The following is a 16,463-nucleotide window of genomic DNA, read 5'->3' on the forward strand; positions in this document are numbered from 1 at the left end:
TGCCGCTCCTTGATTTATGCCAGCCTAGCCCCTCCCCGCGGCCCGCTGAGCACCCAGCCCCACCAGAGCGCCAGCCCGCGGGACGGGCAGGCGCTCGCCCTGCGCCTTTGGCGCGCACCGGGCGGGGACAAGCTCGGGCCGGCCACCATCGTCGACCGACGGGTTGCACCGACGCGATGACCGGGCACCCTCTACGTAGGGTGGGTTTCCAACCCACCTCTCCCCTCTCCACCGGGCGACTCCTTCACAGGCGCTAGGCGGGCGCCGGCCCGTGGGGTGGCGCTGCGACCTTGCCGCTGCGCGCTTTATACCAACCCAGCCCACCACCTGCCCCAGGAATGAGCCGGAGCTGCCCCATTTGTGCCGGCCTTCCCCGGCATTCCCCGGGAGGGGATCGGGAGAGGAGGGACCGGCATGGTGCTCAGAACGCTAAACTACTTTGCGCTCACCGCCGCCGTCACCGTGAACAGCGGACTGGTCACGGGCGGGGAGTCGCCGCTCAACGCCGTCTTCGGCACCGATATCGGCATCGATCTTTCCTCCGGCGACCTCTACGGCATCGACCTCGATTTCCTCGAAGACGTCGCCGCCACGCCCTTCGGGCAGGAGATGTCGAGATACGTCACCGCCATCGTCGGCAACCTCATCAACGACGGCGGCGGCTTCGACGAGTACAACCGCCTCGTCGCCGAGGGCTCCGTCCCCCAGCTCTTCCCCGAGGAGCTGACCAATCCCGGCGCCGTGCCAGACACCGTCCCCGGCTACGACGCGTACCTCGCCGAGCTGGAGGCGCAGGACCCCGACGCTGGCGAGGAGCAGCCCACCATCGTCCAGGTCTCCTCCGGCACCCTGCCCGGGCAGAGCACGACGACGCCCGCGGGCGCCAGCGGCGGCGAGGTGCGCATCCGCCGTGCCGGCGCGCTGGACTGAGCCGCCGCCGGCGCGCCGGCCCCCGCGCCCCCCACGTCGCATTTCGCCCGCGTTGCGTCGCCGCATCCTGCCCTTCGCGCCCCGATCCGCGCCAGAAAGGCGCCGGCAACCCGGGGAATCCTCATGAAGACGCACGTCAAAGCTCTTGTGGTCGGCGGCGGCGCCGTCGGCACCTCCATCGCCTATCACCTCGCCCGCGCCGGCTGGGCCGACGTGATGCTGCTGGAACGCGACGAGCTGACCTCCGGCTCCACCTGGCATGCCGCGGGCCTCCTGCCGCTCTTCAACATGAGCTACGCGACCACCCACATCCACAAGTACTCCGTCGATTTCTACAAGACGCTGGAGGAGGAGACGGGCCTCGACGCCGGCTTCTTCGTCGTCGGCAACCTGCGCATGGCGCAGACCGATGCCCGGATGGACGAGTATCGCCTCTACTCCGCCACGGCGGAGACGGCGGGTGTGCATCACGAATGGCTGACGCCAGGGGAGATCAAGGAGCGCTGGCCGCTGGTGCGCACCGAGGACCTCAAGGGCGCGCTCTTCCACCCGCAGGACGGCTACATCAACCCCGCCGACGTGACGATGGCCATGGCCAAGGGCGCCCGCCAGCGCGGCGTGACGATCGAGCGCAAGTGGCAGGTCGATGGCTACCGCTGGACGGGCTCCGAATGGGAGGTGACCGTCTCCAAGATGGTCGAGAAGGGCGGCAACCTCGTGGTTTCCGACGAGCAACAGGTGATCCATGCCGAGCATGTGGTCACCGCCACGGGCAACCACGCGCAGCGCACCGCGCGGATGCTGGGCATCAAGATCCCCGCCATCCCGGTCGAGCACCAGTTCATCGTCACCGAGCCGGACCCCGCGCTGGTGGAGTTCCGCAAGACCAACCCCCAGCACCCGGTGCTGCGCGATGCCGACGCCAAGTGGTACGTCCGCGAGGAGCGCGGCGGCTGGATCCTCGGCCCCTACGAGGAAGGCGCCCCCTCGCGCTTCTCCTTCGGCGTGCCCGACAGCTTCCGCGCCGACCTCTTCCCCCTCGATCTGGAGCGGATCGAGGAGGAATACATGTCGATGATCCACCGCATCCCCTCCTCGGAGGAGGTGGGGCTGAAGGACGATTTCAACGGCCCGATCTGCTACACGCCCGACGGCAACCCGCTCGTCGGCCTGGCGCCGGGCCTGCGCAACATGTGGCTGGCCGAGGGTTTCTCCTTCGGCATCACCGCCGCTGGCGGCACCGGCCATTACCTCGCGCAGATGATGGTGGAGGGCGAGGCCGAGATCGACATGGCGTCGCTCGACCCCAAGCGCTTCGGCCCGTGGATGACGACCGAATACGCCGAGAAGAAGAACGAGGAGGCCTATTCCCACGTCTTCATCCTGCACCACCCCGACGAGGAGCGCCCGGCGGCGCGCCCCCTGCGCACCTCCCCCGCCTATGACCGGCAGAAGGCGCGCGGTGCCCAGTTCGGCGCGGTCAACGGCTGGGAGCGGCCGAACTACTTCGGCCTCGTCGAAGCGCCGGAGAGCTTCGACCATGACGCCCGCAGCTTCCGCCGCGGCGCGTGGTGGGAATTCGCCGAGAAAGAGGCGAAGGCCGTCCGCGAGACTGCCGGTCTCATCGACGCGACCGCCTTCACCAAGCACGTGCTGAAGGGCCCCGGTGCCACCGCCTTCCTCGACTGGTTCACGACGAACCGTCTGCCGAAGGTGGGCCGCATCAACCTGACCTACGCGCTGACGGCGGCGGGCACGACGCGGACGGAGTACACCATCGTCCGGCAGGCCGAGGACACCTACTACCTCGTCTCCGCCGGCGCCTGGCATGCCTACGATCAGGACTTCCTCATCAAGGCCATCGAGGACAAGACCGCCGAGTTCGGCTCCATGTACCTCGCCGACGTGACGACGCAGTACGGCGTCTTCGCGCTGGCCGGGCCGAAATCGCGCGACATCCTCGCCAAGCTGATCCGTGACCCCGAGCCTGAGACGGCGCTCTCCAACAAGCGCTTCCCGTGGCTCTCCTCGCGGGGGGTGGAGCTGGGCATGGTGCCCGTCACCGCCATCCGCGTCGCCTATACCGGCGAGCTGGGATGGGAGCTGCACCACCCGATCGAGATGCAGAACCACCTCTTCGACCGCCTGATGGAAGCCGGCGAGCCGGAGGGGATGAAGCTGGTCGGCGCCCGCGCGCAGAACTGGCTGCGGCAGGAGAAGAGCTACCGCGCCTTCGGCACCGAGCTCGGCCGTGACGCGACGCCGCTGGAGGCGGGGTTGGACCGCTTCGTGGATCTCTCGAAGGAGTTCCACGGCAAGGCGGCGATGGAGGCCATCGGCCTGCGCTCCAGATGCGTGACGCTGCTCATCGACGGCCCGGCGGATGCCGACCCGTGGGGGCGCGAGGCGATCCTGCATGACGGGCAGATGGTCGGCCGGTTGACCTCCGGCGGCTGGTCCGTCGGCTTCGGCAAGCAGATCGGCATGGGCTACGTGCCGCCGGCGCTGGCCGAGCCGGGCACGCGGCTGCAGGTGCGCATGTTCCGCGAGCTCTACGAGGCCGAGGTCGCCGAGGATTCCCCCTACGACCCGACCAACGCCCGCATCCGGGCGGACGGGTAGGGGGCTCGCCCGGCCCCGCTACAGGGGGGCCGGGGCTCATCTCAGGTGCCGCGGGCGGCCGTCAGGAATCGGGGGGCCGTCAGGAATATTGCAGGCCGACGATCTCGTAGGTCTCGCGGAGGATCGGCCGGGCAATCTCCCGTGCGCGCTCGGCGCCCCGCTCCAGCATGCTGTCGATCTCGGCCTTGTCGTCCATCAGGCGGCGCATCTCGCCGGAGATCGGCGCCAGCTTCTCGACGGCGAGGTCGGCCAGCGCCGGCTTGAACTTGCCCCAGCCTTCGCCGCCGAACTCCGCCAGCACCGCCTCGGTGCTCTGGTCGGAGAGGGAGGCGTAGATGGCGACGAGGTTCTTCGCCTCGGGCCGGCCGGCGAGGGCGGAGACCTCTTCGGGCAGCGGCTCGGGATCGCTCTTGGCCTTCTTGAACTTCTTGGCGATCGTGTCCGCGTCATCGAGCATGTTGATGCGCTCCATGTCGCTCTCGCCCGACTTGCTCATCTTCTTCGTGCCGTCGCGCAGGTTCATGATGCGCATGCCCGGCCCCTCGATCACCGCCTCGGTGAGGGGGAAGAACTCGCGCCCGAAATCGTGGTTGAACTTGGCGGCGATGTCCCGCGTCAGCTCGACATGCTGCTTCTGGTCCTCCCCCACGGGGACGTGGGTGGCGTGATAGAGCAGGATGTCGGCGGCCATGAGGCTAGGATAGGCGTAGAGCCCCAGCGACACCGCTTCGGCGTTCTCGCCGGCCTTGTCCTTGAACTGGGTCATCCGGTTCATCCAGCCGACGCGGGCGACGCAGTTGAAGATCCACGCCAGCTGCGTGTGCTCGGGCACGCGGGCCTGGTTGAAGAGGATGCTCTTCTCCGGATCGATGCCCGCGGCGAGCATGCCGGCCGCGATCTCCCGCGTGCCGTCCGCCAGCTCCGCCGGCTCCTGCCAGACGGTGATGGCGTGCAGATCGACGACGCAATAGATCGTCTGGTAGGACGGCCCCTGCATCCCCACCCACGGCTTGATGGCCCCGAGATAGTTGCCGAGGGTCAGCCCGCCGGAGGGCTTGATCCCGGAAAAGACGCGCGGGGGGAAGGTGGGGGCGGTCATGGTTCTGCGCTCGCTGGAAAAAGGCTGCCGGACCGTTTAGCAGCGCATTTCAAAACAGGTCAACCGGAGCCACCCCCATGGAGCGTGAGAGCGCCATCAATGCCCTGCCCTGGCCCGTGATGGCCATCGGCGCCTTGATCGTGGCGGTGGAGCTGGTGCTGAGCCTCGCCCAGTACGGCCTCGTCGGCGGGCCGACGGGGATCGGCTGGCGGGTGGAGGCGATCCAGCGCTTCGGCTTCTCCCCCGCCGTCTGGGAGCAGGTGGCGCTGCGCGGCAATTTTGCGCCGGACATGCTCTGGCGCTTCCTCACCTACCTCTTCGTCCACGGCTCGGCGGTGCAGGCGCTCTTCGGCGGCGCGATCCTGCTGGCGCTCGGCAAGTTCGTGGGCGAGGCGCTGGGCTCCGCCCGGCTGCTGGCGCTGATCGTGGTGACGGGGCTGGCGGGGGCGGTGGCCTTCGGCCTCTTCGTGCCGGGGCAAATGCCGCTCTTCGGCCTCTGGCCGGTCGATTACGGTCTGATCGGCGCCTTCACCTACCTCACCTGGCTGCGGCTGAAGATGACCGGCGGCAACCAGCTCACCGCCTTCCGCCTGATCGGCGTGCTCCTCGGCCTGCAGCTCGTCTTCTCGCTGCTCTTCGGCAACAACCCGACCTGGGTGGCGGAGCTCGGCGGCTTCGTGGCCGGCTTCCTGCTCGCCATCCCGCTCGCCCCTGGCGGCTGGTCCCGCCTGATCGAGCGCGTCCGCACGCGCTGACGCCGGCCCCGGCCCGCCTCCCGCCCACCCCGGCGCGCCGGGGCCGGCTCGGGGGGAACCTCATTCATCTGGCCGAAAATACCTCGGGGGTGTGGGGGCAGAGCCCCCACGACGTTTGCGTCCCGGTGCCCTACCGCGCCCGCCGGAAATTGCGCCGGAACTCCGACAGCCGGAACCCGCCGAAGAGGTGGCCGAGCGCGAAATACGCCGCCATCCCCGCCGCCACGAGCCCGGCCAGCGCCACGTAGCGCCAGACAGGGGTGCCCAATGGCTGGGCGAGGAGCAGGGCGAGCCCGTAGAGCAGGGCCCCCATCCCCAGCGCCGCGGCGAACATGCGCGGCAGGCGGCGGCGGGCGCGGCTGTCGAGCTCGGCCGCCGCGCCCATGCCCCGGGCCCCGCGCCAGAGAAGGGCGACCATCGCCCAGGCGGCGAGCGTCGTCGCCCAGGCGGCGGCGGAGAAGCCGATGACCGGGGCGAGGCCGACGGCGACGGCGGCGTTCACCGCCATGGCGACGAGGGCGTAGTTGAAGGGCGTGCGCGTGTTCTCGCGCGCGTAGTAGAGCGGCTGCAGCGCCTTCTGGAGCACGAAGGCCGGCAGGCCGAGCCCATAGATCGCCAGCGCCGTGGCGGTGGCGGCGCTGTCCTGCGCGTCGAACGCGCCGCGCTCGAAGAGCACGGAGATGAGTGGCAGCGGGATCGCCACCAGCGCCACGGCGGCGGGCAGCGTCAGCGCCAGCGACAATTCGACGGCGCGGGAGAAGGCGTCCTGCCCGCCGGCCTCGTCGCCGGCCGCGAGGCGGCGCGAGAGGTCGGGCAGCAGCACGATGCCGATGGCGATGCCGACGGTGCCGAGCGGCAGCTGGTAGAGCCGGTCGGCGTAGTTCAGCCAGGCAACGGCGCCGTCGAAGAAGCTCGCCACCTGCCGCCCGACGAGCAGGTTCACCTGCACGACGCCGCCCGCGAGGGCCGCGGGCACGGCGATGCGGAAGAGGCGCCGCAGGTCCGGCGTCAGCCGCGGCCGGCGCAGCGCGAGGCGAAAGCCGGCGCGGCGCGCCGCGATCCAGACGAGGGCGAGCTGCGCGACGCCCCCCACCGGCACCGCCCAGGCGAGGGCGAGGCCGAAGCGCTCCACCGGCGCCTCGCCCACCCGGTCCCCGAAGAGGGCCCAGCCGATGGCGAGGGCGGCGAGGAAGATCATGTTGAGGAGGGCGGGCGCCGCGGCGGCGGCGAGGAAGCGTCCCGCGGCATTCAGCACGCCGGAGAGGAGGGCGGCCAGCGAGATGAACAGGATGTAGGGAAAGGCGATGCGCCCGTAGGCGACGGCCAGCGGGAAGCGCTCGTCCTCCAGGAAGCCCGAGGCCATGGCGATGACGAGGAGCGGCATGAGCAGGATGCCCACCACCGAGAAGAGGGTCAGCAGGAAGGCCATCCCCGCGAAGGCGTCCTGCGCGAAGATCTCCGCCTCGTCGGCATCCGCCTCCAGCTTCTTGGAGAAGAGCGGCACGAAGGCCATGTTGAAGGCGCCCTCGGCGAAGAACCTCCGGAACATGTTGGGCAGCGAGAAGGCGACGAGGAATGCCTCCGCCACGGGCCCGGCGCCGAGCGCGGCGGCGATGGCGATGTCACGGACGAAGCCGAAGACGCGCGAGAGCAGCGTCCAGCCGCCGACGGTGACGAAGCCGCGGATGAGGGTGGGGGCCTTCATCGGCCGGGCGCCGCGATGAGAGGGAGAGGCGGCCAAGCCGCCGCGCCAATTGCCGAATGCCGCATCATCGCTGCCCCACCTGTCGCCTCTTCGCGGGCGTCACGGGACGGGAGCATAGGCGCTTCGGGGGTGGGGCGCCAGCGGGGGTGTTGGGGGCGGTGGGGTGGAAACCCGCCCTACAGGCGACGTCGCCGCTCTTCCCCCCGCGCGGAATCAAGGCCGCAGGCCGCCGCGCGAGCGCCGGCCCGTCCCGGCGGGCTGGCGCTCTGGCTGAGCTTGGTGCTTAGCCGGGATCGGGGAGGGGCTTGGCTGGTATAAAGCACGCAGCGGCGCGGATGGAGCGCCACCCCACGGGCCGGCGTGAGAGGGCAGAGCTCTTGGCGGGCGGGGTGGTGGGTTGGAAACCCACCCTACGGTGTCGTCGCGTCCGGCCAACCTATTGGGCCAACCCTGCGGACCTACGCCCGCGCTCGCTCTGCCCCTACCGTGATCGCTTCGCGCAGGCGCTTCTCCACCTGCGCGCGCTTGCCTTCGGAGAGGAATTTCAGGCCGAACATGTCCTTCACGTAGAACGTGTCCACTGCCTGCTCCCCGTAGGTCGCGATGACCGCCGAGGAAATGTAGACGTTCATGTTCGCCAGCTGCCGCGTGAGATCATAGAGCAGGCCCGGGCGGTCTCGGGTGTCGACCTCGATCACCGTGAAGATGTCCGACGCGTCGTTGTCGAAGGTGATCGACGTGGGCACCGTGAAGCGCGCCTCGCGCTTCTTGATCTTGTCGCGGCCGCGGATGGCGTCGCGGGTGACGACCTCGCCCTTCAGGGTGCGCAGGATCGTCTGGTGCAGGCGGGGCAGGCGCTCGGCCTCGTAGGGGTGGCCCTCGGCGTCCTGCACCCAGTAGGCGGCGTTCGCGAAGCCGTCGCGGGTCGTATAGATGCGCGCATCCACCACGTTCGCCCCGGCCAGCGCCAGCGCGCCCGTCACGCGGGAGAAGATGCCCGGGTGATCGGCCATCGAGAAGAGCACGCGGGTCGCGTCGCGGTCCTCGTCGGGGTGCAGGTCGATGCGGATCTCGTCAGGCCCCAGCTCTCGCAGCATCTCGGCGATGCGCAGGTGCGCCTCCGTCGGCAGGCCCTGCCAGTAGGGGCCGTAATGGCGGGCGATCTCGGCGCGGATCTCCCTCGCGTCCCAGCCCTCCATGGCGGCGCGCAGATCCCGCTTCGCCTCCGCCTCCAGCGCGGTGCGGTTGAGGGCCTCCAGCCCGTTGGCGAGCGCCTGCTCCGTGCCCCGGTAGAGGCCGCGGATGAGCATCGCCTTCCAGTTGTTCCAGGTGCCGGGCCCGACGCCGCGGATGTCGCAGACGGTCAGCACCGTCAGCAGGTCGAGCCGCTCCTTGCTCTTCACCAGCTTGGCGAAGTCGCGCACCGTGCGCGGGTCGGAGATGTCGCGCTTCTGCGCCATGTCGGACATGAGCAGGTGGTAGCGCACCAGCCACTCGACCGTCTCCACCTCCTTCTTGCTCAGCCCCAGCCGGGGCCCGACGCGGCGGACGATCTGGGCGCCGAGGATGGAGTGATCCTCGTCGCGCCCCTTGCCGATGTCGTGCAGCAGCACGGCGACGTAGAGCACCTTTCGGTTGACCCCGCCCTCGAGGATGCGGCTGGCGATCGGCAGCTCCTCCTTCAGGAGGCCCCGCTCGATCTGCGCGAGGGTGGAGACGGCCTGAATGGTGTGCTCGTCGACCGTGTAATGGTGGTACATGTTGTACTGCACCATGGCGACGATGTGGTGCCATTCGGGGATGAAGGCGCCGAGGACGCCTATCTCGTTCATCCGCCGCAGCGCCCGCTCGGGGTTGCCGTGCTTCAGGAGCAGGTCGACGAAGAGCCGGTTGGCGGTGCGATCCTCGCGCATGTCGTCGTCGATCAGGTCGAGGTTCGCCGCCACGAGGCGCTGGCTGTCGGCATGCACCAGCGTGCCCGTCCGCAGCGCCTGCTCGAAGATGCGCAGGATGTTGAGCTTGTCGGCGAGGAAGAGCGCCTCGTCCTCCACCGTCAGCCGGTTCTGGCGGATGCCGTAGGGCGGCTTCACGCGGGGGCGGCGGCGGACGAGGTTGGCCAGCATAGGCGCCGCCTTTATGTGCAGCGCCTCCTGCGCCGTCATCATGATGCGCGTCAACTCGCCAACTTGGGTGGCGTGGCGGAAGTACTCCGTCATGAAATGCTCGACGGCGCGGCGGCCGCCCTTGTCGCGGTAGCCCATCCGCTCGGCGACCTCGACCTGAAGGTCGAAGGTCAGCTGGTCCATCGCCCGGCCGGCCAGCACGTGCAGGTGGCAGCGCACGGCCCAGAGGAAGTCATCCGCCGCGGCGAAGGCGGCATATTCCTCCGGCCGGAAGACGCCTTTGCGCACGAGGGCCGAGGCGGAACGGGCATCGTAGACATACTTGCCGATCCAGTAGAGCGACTGCAGGTCGCGCAGGCCCCCCTTGCCCTCCTTCACGTTCGGCTCGACGACGTAGCGCTGACCGCCCTGCTTGCGGTGGCGCTCGTCGCGTTCCTTCAGCTTGGCGGCGACGAAATCACTCTCCGTCCCCGTGAAGAGATCGCGGCGCAGGCGGCGGGTCAGCTCCTCCGTCAGCTCCGGGTCACCGACGAGATGGCGCGTCTCCAGCAGCGTGGTGCGGATCGTGTAATCCTCGCGGGCGAGGCGCAGGCAATCCTTTATGGTGCGGGAGGCGTGGCCGATCTTCAGCTTCAGATCCCACAGCAGGTAGAGCATCGATTCGATGAGGCTCTCCGCCCAGGGGGTCATCTTGTGGGGCGTCAGGAAGAGCAGGTCGACGTCGCTGTGCGGCGCCATCTCCCCCCGGCCGTAACCGCCGACGGCGACGATGGCGATGCGCTCAGCGTCGCCCGAATTGGGCTGCGGGTGCAGGTGCGTGCTGCACACCTCCAGCACCATCGTGACGATGCAATCGGTCAGCCAGGCGATCGAATGGGTGATTGGCGCGGCGCGGCGCGGCTGCTCCTCCAGCGCCTCCTGGATGGCGGCCATGCCCCGCTTGCGCGCCGCGGTGAGGATCTGCGCCGCCGCGGCGCGCACCTCCTTCGGGCCGGTGGCGGCCGCAATGGCCTCCGCCAGATCGGCGCGGACGGCGCCCGCATCGAAGATCGCCTCCGGCGGGCGACAAAGTCCCTCCGGAGGCGGCGCGGCGTGGGTGGAGATCGCGGGAGCGGCCGGCCTAGAAGCCGAAACCGCCGAAGCTGCTGGGTGCCGGGTCAAGGATGACCACCTGACTGTTCTGGATGGAGGCGACCGCGAGGCCCCGTTCGGTGGTGCCGTCGGCGAGCAGGCGGAAGATGCCTTGCGTGCCCGAGAAGCCCTGCGGCTGGGTCAGCGCGGCGCGGCTGAGCGCGTCGGACCGGCCCGAGGCGGCGAGGGCGCCGACGGCGGCGATGCCGTCATAGGCCAGCCCGGCCACGGGGTGGGGCGACTCGCCGTAGGTGGCGGAGTAGTGCCGCTCGAACTGCGAGGAGGTCGCCTCGTTCGGCAGCGTGAAGAGCCCGCCCTGCAGGCCGGGGAGCGACAGTGCCTGCGGCACGGCATCCCAGCGGGTCAGGCCGAGGTAGCGGGCGATGTCGGGCGTCAGCCCGTTGTCGGGCAGGGCCGTGGCGATGATCGGCAGATCGGCATTGACGCCGGCGGTCAGGAAGATCGCATCCGCCCCGGTGGAGCGGGCGGCAGCGGCGATGCCGGGCGCGGCGGCGAGGATGTCCGCCTGCGTGAGCGCGTAGCTCTGCACCGCGGCGACGGTGCCGCCGAAGCGGTTGACGGCCGAGACGATGGCATCGCGGCCGACCTGCCCCTGCAGGTCATCACCATGGGCGACGAGGTAGGTGTCGAGACCCTGGCTGGTGCCGTAGCTCACGAGGCGGTTGGCGATGTTGCCGAAGGTCGGGCCGAGGATGAAGACGTTGCCGCCTGCGATGTCGGCGTTGTTCGAGAAGGCCAGCACGTTCACGCCCGTGCCGGCGGCGGCGACGCCGGCGGCATTGGCGTTCTCGGCATAGAGCGGGCCGAGGATGATTTTGGCGCCGTCGTTGATCGCCTGCACGGTGGCGGAGGTGGCGCCGGAGGGCGAGGCGGCCGTCGGGTAGACGCGCAGGTCGATCTCGGCGCCGTTGAGGTCGCTGATCGCCAGCCGCGCGGCATTCTCCAGCGAGCTGGCGACGAACTCGTCCGTCTGCGAGCCGGAGCCGGAGGGGACGAGCAGCGCGACAGGCACCGCCTCGCCCGCGCCGAGGCTGGGGGCGTTGCCGCCCGCGGGGCCGCCCGCCACGTCGGCACAGGCGGCGAGCCAGGCGAGCGACAGGATGGCGGTGACACGGGTGGCGAGCCGGCCAGCGGCGCGGGCGAGCCGCGGGGCCCGCTTGCCGGGGGCCGTGAGTTGGGCGAACATGGACATCTCTCCCTCGGGTCCGGGGGTGTTGCGCCGCCCGGAGATTCCTTGCGCCGGGCCCTGCGCGCGGGCATGCGCGCGGCTCCGGCAGTGACTTGAGGGTATCATAGGGCGGGGGGCGAAAGGGTCTAGGCATGAAATCCGGCGAACAGCCCGTCCCCCCGGGCCTGCACCTCGTGTCGACGCCCATCGGGGCCGCGGCCGACATCACCTTGAAGGGGCTGGACCTTCTGGCCCGCGCGGACGCATTGGCGGCCGAAGACACGCGCACGGCCCGCCGGCTGATGGACATCCACGGCGTGGCCCTCGGCCACCGCCGCCTGACGGCCTATCACGACCATTCCGGCCCCGAGACCCGTGCCCGCCTGCTGGCCCCGCTGGAGCAGGGCGGCTCGCTCGCCTATGTCAGCGAGGCCGGCACGCCCTTGGTCTCCGACCCCGGCTTCGCGCTGGTGCGTGACGCGGTGGCGCGCGGCATCCCCGTGCATGCCGCGCCGGGCGCCTCGGCCGTGCTCGCCGCCCTCGCCGTCGCCGGCCTGCCGACGGACCGCTTCACCTTCCTCGGCTTCCTGCCGCCGGGGGCGGAGCAGCGGCGGACGGCGCTGGCGGAGCTGAAGGCGCATCCCTTCACCATGGTGCTCTACGAAAGCCCGCGGCGGGTTAGGGAAATGTTTACCGATTTGGTGAATATTCTGGGGGATGAACGGCCGGCCGCGCTGTGCCGGGAGCTGACGAAACGCTTCGAAGAGGTGCGCCGCGGCAGCCTCGCCGAGCTGGCGGAGGGGCTGGTCGACGAGCCGCGAGGCGAGATCGTCGTGGTGATCGGCGGTGCCCCGGCCGGGGCTGGCGGGTCCGAGGAGCTGGAAGAGGCGCTGCGCTCGGCGATGGAGACGATGCGTGTGAAGGATGCGGCGACGGCGGTGGCCGGGGCGCTCGGCCTGCCGCGCCGGCAGGTCTACCAGGCGGCGCTGGAACTGGAGAAGAACAGATGACGATGACAGCCTCGACTCTTCAGGCGCGCGCCCTGCGCGGACAGGTCAACTACCGCGCCGGCCTCGCCGCCGAGGAGATCGTGGCGGAGCATTACCGCGCCGATGGTCACGAGGTGATGGGCCAGCGCTGGCGCGGGCAGGGCGGCGAGATCGACATCATCGCCGAGGACGGAGAAGAGGTGGTCTTCATCGAGGTGAAGAAGGCCGCCACGCATGACGCCGCCGCCCTCCGCCTCTCTCGCCGCCAGCAAGAGCGGATCATGCAGGCGGCCTGTGAATACGTGGGACAACGCCCCGCCGGTCTGCTCACGCCCTTTCGCGTCGACGTGGCGCTTGTCGATGCCATCGGCCGGGTCGAGGTGCTGCACAACGCGGTGATGGCCGACTGACCTCTCGCGGGGCGCGGCTGTCCCCGCCGTCAATGCGATGCCGCCTTGCAGCTTCCCGCCCGATGGGCGAGGCTCGCCGCCGCCTGACATGCGGAGAGTTGCCATGGGCCTCAAGGTCGCCTTCCAGATGGATCCCATGGAGCGGGTCGATATCGACGCCGATTCCAGCTTCCGCATCGCGCTCGAGGCGCAGGCGCGGGGGCACGAGCTCTTCATCTACGGGCCGGACAAGCTCGCCTTCCAGGAGGGCCGGGTGACAGCGCGGGGCCGGCGCGCGGAGCTACGGCGCGAGAAGGGCAACCACGTCACCTTTGAGGCGGAGGAGGAGGTGGACCTGAAGGCGTTCGACGTCGTCTGGCTTCGTCAGGACCCGCCCTTCGATATGTCCTACATCACCTCCACCCACCTGCTGGACATGATCCACCCGGAGACGCTGGTGGTGAACGACCCCTTCTGGGTGCGCAACTACCCCGAGAAGCTGCTCGTCCTCACCTTCCCCGAGCTGACGCCGCCCACGACCATCGCCCGCGATCTCGCAACGCTGCGCGCCTTCCGCGCCCGGCACGGCGACATCATCGTCAAGCCGCTCTACGGAAACGGCGGCGCTGGCGTCTTCAAGCTGCACGAGCAGGACGGCAACCTTGCCTCGCTGCACGAGATGTTCAGCCAGATCAGCCGCGAGCCGCTGATCGCGCAGAAATTCCTGCCCGCCGTCACCAAGGGCGACAAGCGGGTGATTCTCGTCGACGGCGAGCCCATCGGCGCCATCAACCGCGTCCCGCAAGCGGGGGAGACCCGCTCGAACATGCATGTCGGCGGCCGCGCCGAGAAGGTGGAGCTGACGGAGCGCGACCGCGAGATCTGCGCCCGGATCGGCCCGCTCCTGAAGGAAAAGGGGCAGATCTTCGTCGGCATCGACGTCATCGGCGACTGGCTGACCGAGATCAACGTCACCTCCCCCACCGGCCTGCAGGAGCTGGAGCGCTTCGACGGCACCAACGGCGCCGCGCTGATCTGGGAGGCGATCGAGGCGCGGCGGGCGTGAGATGGCGATGAGCCCCTCCTGGCAGCTGCGGCTGGTGATGGCGGGGCTGCGCCTGGGCGTCCGCCCGGCCATCACGCTCGCCCCCAGCCCCACCCTCCTGCGCGCGGGCTTCTGGCTGGGCAGCCGCATCCTGCTGCAGGCGCCGAGCGGCGCCGCGCCGAGGCCGATCGGCTTTCGCGGCGCCGAGGGGAGGCTGGAGGCGCTCTGGCTCGGCCAGCGGCCCGAGCCGGGCCTTCCCGTGACGCTCTACCTGCACGGCGGCGGCTACATCGCCGGCAGCCCCCAGACGCACTGGAAGATGGCGGCGCGGCTGGCGCGCGCCATGCCCGTCTTCCTCCCCGCCTACCGCCTCGCGCCCGAGCACCCCGCCCCCGCCGCCTTCGACGACGCGCGCGCCGCCTTCGCCCATCTCGTCGCGGCGGGGCACGCGCCGGGGGACATCCGTCTTGCCGGGGATTCCGCCGGGGGCGGGCTGGCGCTGGCGCTGATGGCGGCGCTGGCGGAGGAGGGCACGCCGCCCGCTGCCGTTGCCGCCTTCTCGCCGATGACGGATCTTACCTTCTCCGGTACCGCGCTCCGCGAGAATGCCGCGCGCGACCCCATGTTCCCCGCCGCCCGCGCCGCGGAACTGGGGGCGATGATCCTCGGCGAGGGGCCCGGCGCGCTGCCGGCGACGGACCCGCGCCTGTCACCGCTCTACGCCACCTTTGCCGCCCCGCCGCCCCCCGTGGCCATCTGGACCTCCGACTGGGACCTGATGCGAGACGACGGGCTGCGCATGGCCGCCCGACTGCGCGAGGCGGGCGGGGCCGTGGCGCTGCGCGTGGCCAGGGCCCGGCCGCACGACTGGGCGTGGTTCGGCGACCTCGTGCCCGAGGCGATGGAGACGCTGGCCGAGGCGCGGGCCTTCCTTCTGGAGCCTAGGCAGGTGGTTCGATCTGCAGGCGAAAGCTGATCGCCTCGGCGATGTGGTTGCGGCCGACGGCCTCGGCCCCCGCGAGATCGGCGATGGTGCGGGCAACGCGCAGGACCCGGTGATAGCCGCGGGCGGTGAGGCCGAAGCGCTCCGCCGCGCGGACGAGAAGGTCGCGGCCATCCGCGTCGGGGGCGGCGATCTCCTCCAGCAGGCGGCCCTCGGCGTCGGCGTTCAGGCGTACCTCGCCGGAGCCGAAACGCGCCGCCTGCCGCTCCCGCGCCGCTGAGACGCGGCCGGCGACGACCTGCGAGGTTTCGCCGTTGGAGGGCAGGTCGAGGTCACGAAAGGCGACGGGCGGGACGTCGACGCGCAGGTCGAACCTATCCATCAACGGCCCCGAGATGCGGCCGAGGTAGTCGCCACCGCAATTGGGCGCCCGGTTGCAAGCGCGGTTGGCGTCGGCGAGGTGGCCGCATTTGCAGGGGTTGGCGGCGGCGATCATCAAAAACCGGCAGGGGTAGCGGACATGCGCGGCGGCGCGGGCGATGACCACCTGCCCGGTCTCGATGGGCTGGCGGAGCGTCTCCAGCACCTGGCGGGAGAACTCCGGCAATTCGTCGAGGAAGAGGACGCCGTTGTGGGCGAGGGAAATCTCCCCGGGCGCCGCCTTGCGCCCGCCGCCGGCGATGGCGGGCATGGAGGCGGTATGATGCGGCTCCCGGAACGGGCGCGTGCGGGAGATGCCGCCCTCGGAGAGCAGGCCGGCGAGGGAGTGGATGGTGGAGGTCTCCAGCGCCTCCTGCGGCGTCAGCTCGGGCAGGATGGAGGGCAGGCGGGCGGCGAGCATCGACTTGCCGGAGCCGGGCGGGCCGACCATCAGCATGTGGTGGCGCCCGGCGGCGGCAATCTCCAGCGCCCGCTTGGCGCGCTCCTGCCCCTTCACCTCCGCGAGGTCGCGGCCGGCCGGCCCTTCCTCCACCGTGCCGGGGGCGGAGGGCTGGAGCGGGCGCTCACCGGTGAGGTGGCCGATGACCTCGCCGAGGGTGCCGGCGGCGATGACCTCCGCCGCGCCGACCCAGGCGGCCTCCGGCCCCGTCTGGCGGGGGCAGAGGAGGCCGAGCCCTTCGGCCGCGGCGGCCATGGCGGCGGGCAGGGCGCCGGCGACGGGGGCGAGCGTGCCGCTGAGGGCAAGCTCGCCGATGGCGACGCGCGCCTCCACCGCCTCCGTCGGGACGACATCGAGCGCGGCGAGGACCGCGAGGGCGATGGGCAGGTCGAAATGGGCGCCTTCCTTGGGGAGGTCGGCAGGCGAGAGGTTGATGACGATGCGCCGGGAGGGCAGGGCCACGGCGAGGGCGCCGAGCGCGGCGCGCACCCGCTCCTTCGCCTCGCTGACCGCCTTGTCGGGCAGGCCGACGATGGAGAAGGCCGGCAGGCCCGGTGCCAGGGCGCATTGTACCTCGACCAGCCGCGCCTCCACACCCTCGAAGGCCACTCCGTAGGCCCGCGCCACCATAGGTTCCCCATCCGTTACCTCGGGCGAGGGTGC

At 70.8% G+C, this 16,463-nt stretch carries 12 protein-coding genes; 7 read left to right on the forward strand and 5 right to left on the reverse strand.

Going from position 1 to position 16,463, the window contains the following annotated elements; genetic code table 11:
* Positions 1–414: 414 nt before the first annotated feature.
* Both GY170_RS03850 and GY170_RS03855 read left to right on the forward strand, forming a co-directional pair.
* Entirely contained in the window at positions 415–930 is a 516-nt protein-coding gene (locus GY170_RS03850) for a hypothetical protein (RefSeq protein ID WP_163890104.1), read from the forward strand.
* A gap of 123 nt (positions 931–1,053) precedes the next feature.
* Positions 1,054–3,552, forward strand: coding sequence for a GcvT family protein (locus GY170_RS03855; RefSeq protein WP_163890106.1), 2,499 nt, complete (start codon positions 1,054–1,056; stop codon positions 3,550–3,552).
* A gap of 79 nt (positions 3,553–3,631) precedes the next feature.
* Here GY170_RS03855 and trpS read toward each other — a convergent pair whose 3' ends face one another.
* Entirely contained in the window at positions 3,632–4,651 is a 1,020-nt protein-coding gene (trpS, locus tag GY170_RS03860) for a tryptophan--tRNA ligase (protein WP_163890108.1), read from the reverse strand.
* 77 nt (positions 4,652–4,728) lie between these two features.
* Between trpS and GY170_RS03865 the strand changes: the two genes are divergently transcribed.
* Positions 4,729–5,406, forward strand: a complete 678-nt coding sequence (locus GY170_RS03865; RefSeq protein ID WP_163890110.1) for a rhomboid family intramembrane serine protease — start codon at positions 4,729–4,731, stop codon at positions 5,404–5,406.
* A 130-nt stretch (positions 5,407–5,536) separates the two neighbouring features.
* On the opposite strand, the gene murJ is transcribed toward GY170_RS03865, so the two are convergent.
* From murJ to GY170_RS03880, 3 genes are all read right to left on the reverse strand, one after another.
* A complete protein-coding gene (gene murJ, locus GY170_RS03870) occupies positions 5,537–7,111 on the reverse strand; it encodes a murein biosynthesis integral membrane protein MurJ (protein WP_163890112.1) in 1,575 nt (524 codons plus the stop codon).
* A gap of 458 nt (positions 7,112–7,569) precedes the next feature.
* Positions 7,570–10,395 carry a [protein-PII] uridylyltransferase gene (locus tag GY170_RS03875; protein ID WP_163890114.1) on the reverse strand — a complete coding sequence of 942 codons (2,826 nt, stop codon included), beginning with the start codon at positions 10,393–10,395 and terminating at the stop codon, positions 7,570–7,572.
* Positions 10,355–11,572 carry a penicillin-binding protein activator gene (locus GY170_RS03880; RefSeq protein ID WP_163890115.1) on the reverse strand — a complete coding sequence of 406 codons (1,218 nt, stop codon included), beginning with the start codon at positions 11,570–11,572 and terminating at the stop codon, positions 10,355–10,357. The genes GY170_RS03875 and GY170_RS03880 overlap by 41 nt, the downstream gene beginning before the upstream one ends.
* 134 nt (positions 11,573–11,706) lie before the next feature.
* Between GY170_RS03880 and rsmI the strand changes: the two genes are divergently transcribed.
* The 4 genes from rsmI to GY170_RS03900 all read left to right on the forward strand — a co-directional run bounded on the left by rsmI (position 11,707) and on the right by GY170_RS03900 (position 14,953).
* Positions 11,707–12,564, forward strand: coding sequence for a 16S rRNA (cytidine(1402)-2'-O)-methyltransferase (rsmI, locus tag GY170_RS03885; protein ID WP_163890116.1), 858 nt, complete (start codon positions 11,707–11,709; stop codon positions 12,562–12,564).
* A 32-nt stretch (positions 12,565–12,596) separates the two neighbouring features.
* Entirely contained in the window at positions 12,597–12,953 is a 357-nt protein-coding gene (locus tag GY170_RS03890; protein WP_163891157.1) for a YraN family protein, read from the forward strand.
* Positions 12,954–13,056: 103 nt separating this feature from the next.
* Positions 13,057–13,998, forward strand: a complete 942-nt coding sequence (gene gshB / locus GY170_RS03895) for a glutathione synthase (RefSeq protein ID WP_163890118.1) — start codon at positions 13,057–13,059, stop codon at positions 13,996–13,998.
* 7 nt (positions 13,999–14,005) lie between these two features.
* Positions 14,006–14,953, forward strand: a complete 948-nt coding sequence (locus GY170_RS03900; RefSeq protein WP_163890120.1) for an alpha/beta hydrolase fold domain-containing protein — start codon at positions 14,006–14,008, stop codon at positions 14,951–14,953.
* On the opposite strand, the gene GY170_RS03905 is transcribed toward GY170_RS03900, so the two are convergent.
* Entirely contained in the window at positions 14,919–16,430 is a 1,512-nt protein-coding gene (locus tag GY170_RS03905; RefSeq protein ID WP_163890122.1) for a YifB family Mg chelatase-like AAA ATPase, read from the reverse strand. The genes GY170_RS03900 and GY170_RS03905 overlap by 35 nt on opposite strands.
* Positions 16,431–16,463 lie beyond the last annotated feature (33 nt).

This window comes from Pseudoroseicyclus tamaricis (genome assembly GCF_012070395.1).
GTDB classification, from domain to species: domain Bacteria; phylum Pseudomonadota; class Alphaproteobacteria; order Rhodobacterales; family Rhodobacteraceae; genus Pseudoroseicyclus_A; species Pseudoroseicyclus_A tamaricis.

Coding starts and splice junctions, on each gene's coding strand:
- GY170_RS03850 (WP_163890104.1), top strand. CDS start 415: ATGGTGCTCAGAACGCTAAACTACTTTGCGCTCACCGCCGCCGTCACC.
- GY170_RS03855 (WP_163890106.1), top strand. CDS start 1,054: ATGAAGACGCACGTCAAAGCTCTTGTGGTCGGCGGCGGCGCCGTCGGC.
- trpS (WP_163890108.1), bottom strand. CDS start 4,651: ATGACCGCCCCCACCTTCCCCCCGCGCGTCTTTTCCGGGATCAAGCCC.
- GY170_RS03865 (WP_163890110.1), top strand. CDS start 4,729: ATGGAGCGTGAGAGCGCCATCAATGCCCTGCCCTGGCCCGTGATGGCC.
- murJ (WP_163890112.1), bottom strand. CDS start 7,111: ATGAAGGCCCCCACCCTCATCCGCGGCTTCGTCACCGTCGGCGGCTGG.
- GY170_RS03880 (WP_163890115.1), bottom strand. CDS start 11,572: ATGTTCGCCCAACTCACGGCCCCCGGCAAGCGGGCCCCGCGGCTCGCC.
- rsmI (WP_163890116.1), top strand. CDS start 11,707: ATGAAATCCGGCGAACAGCCCGTCCCCCCGGGCCTGCACCTCGTGTCG.
- gshB (WP_163890118.1), top strand. CDS start 13,057: ATGGGCCTCAAGGTCGCCTTCCAGATGGATCCCATGGAGCGGGTCGAT.
- GY170_RS03900 (WP_163890120.1), top strand. CDS start 14,006: ATGAGCCCCTCCTGGCAGCTGCGGCTGGTGATGGCGGGGCTGCGCCTG.
- GY170_RS03905 (WP_163890122.1), bottom strand. CDS start 16,430: ATGGTGGCGCGGGCCTACGGAGTGGCCTTCGAGGGTGTGGAGGCGCGG.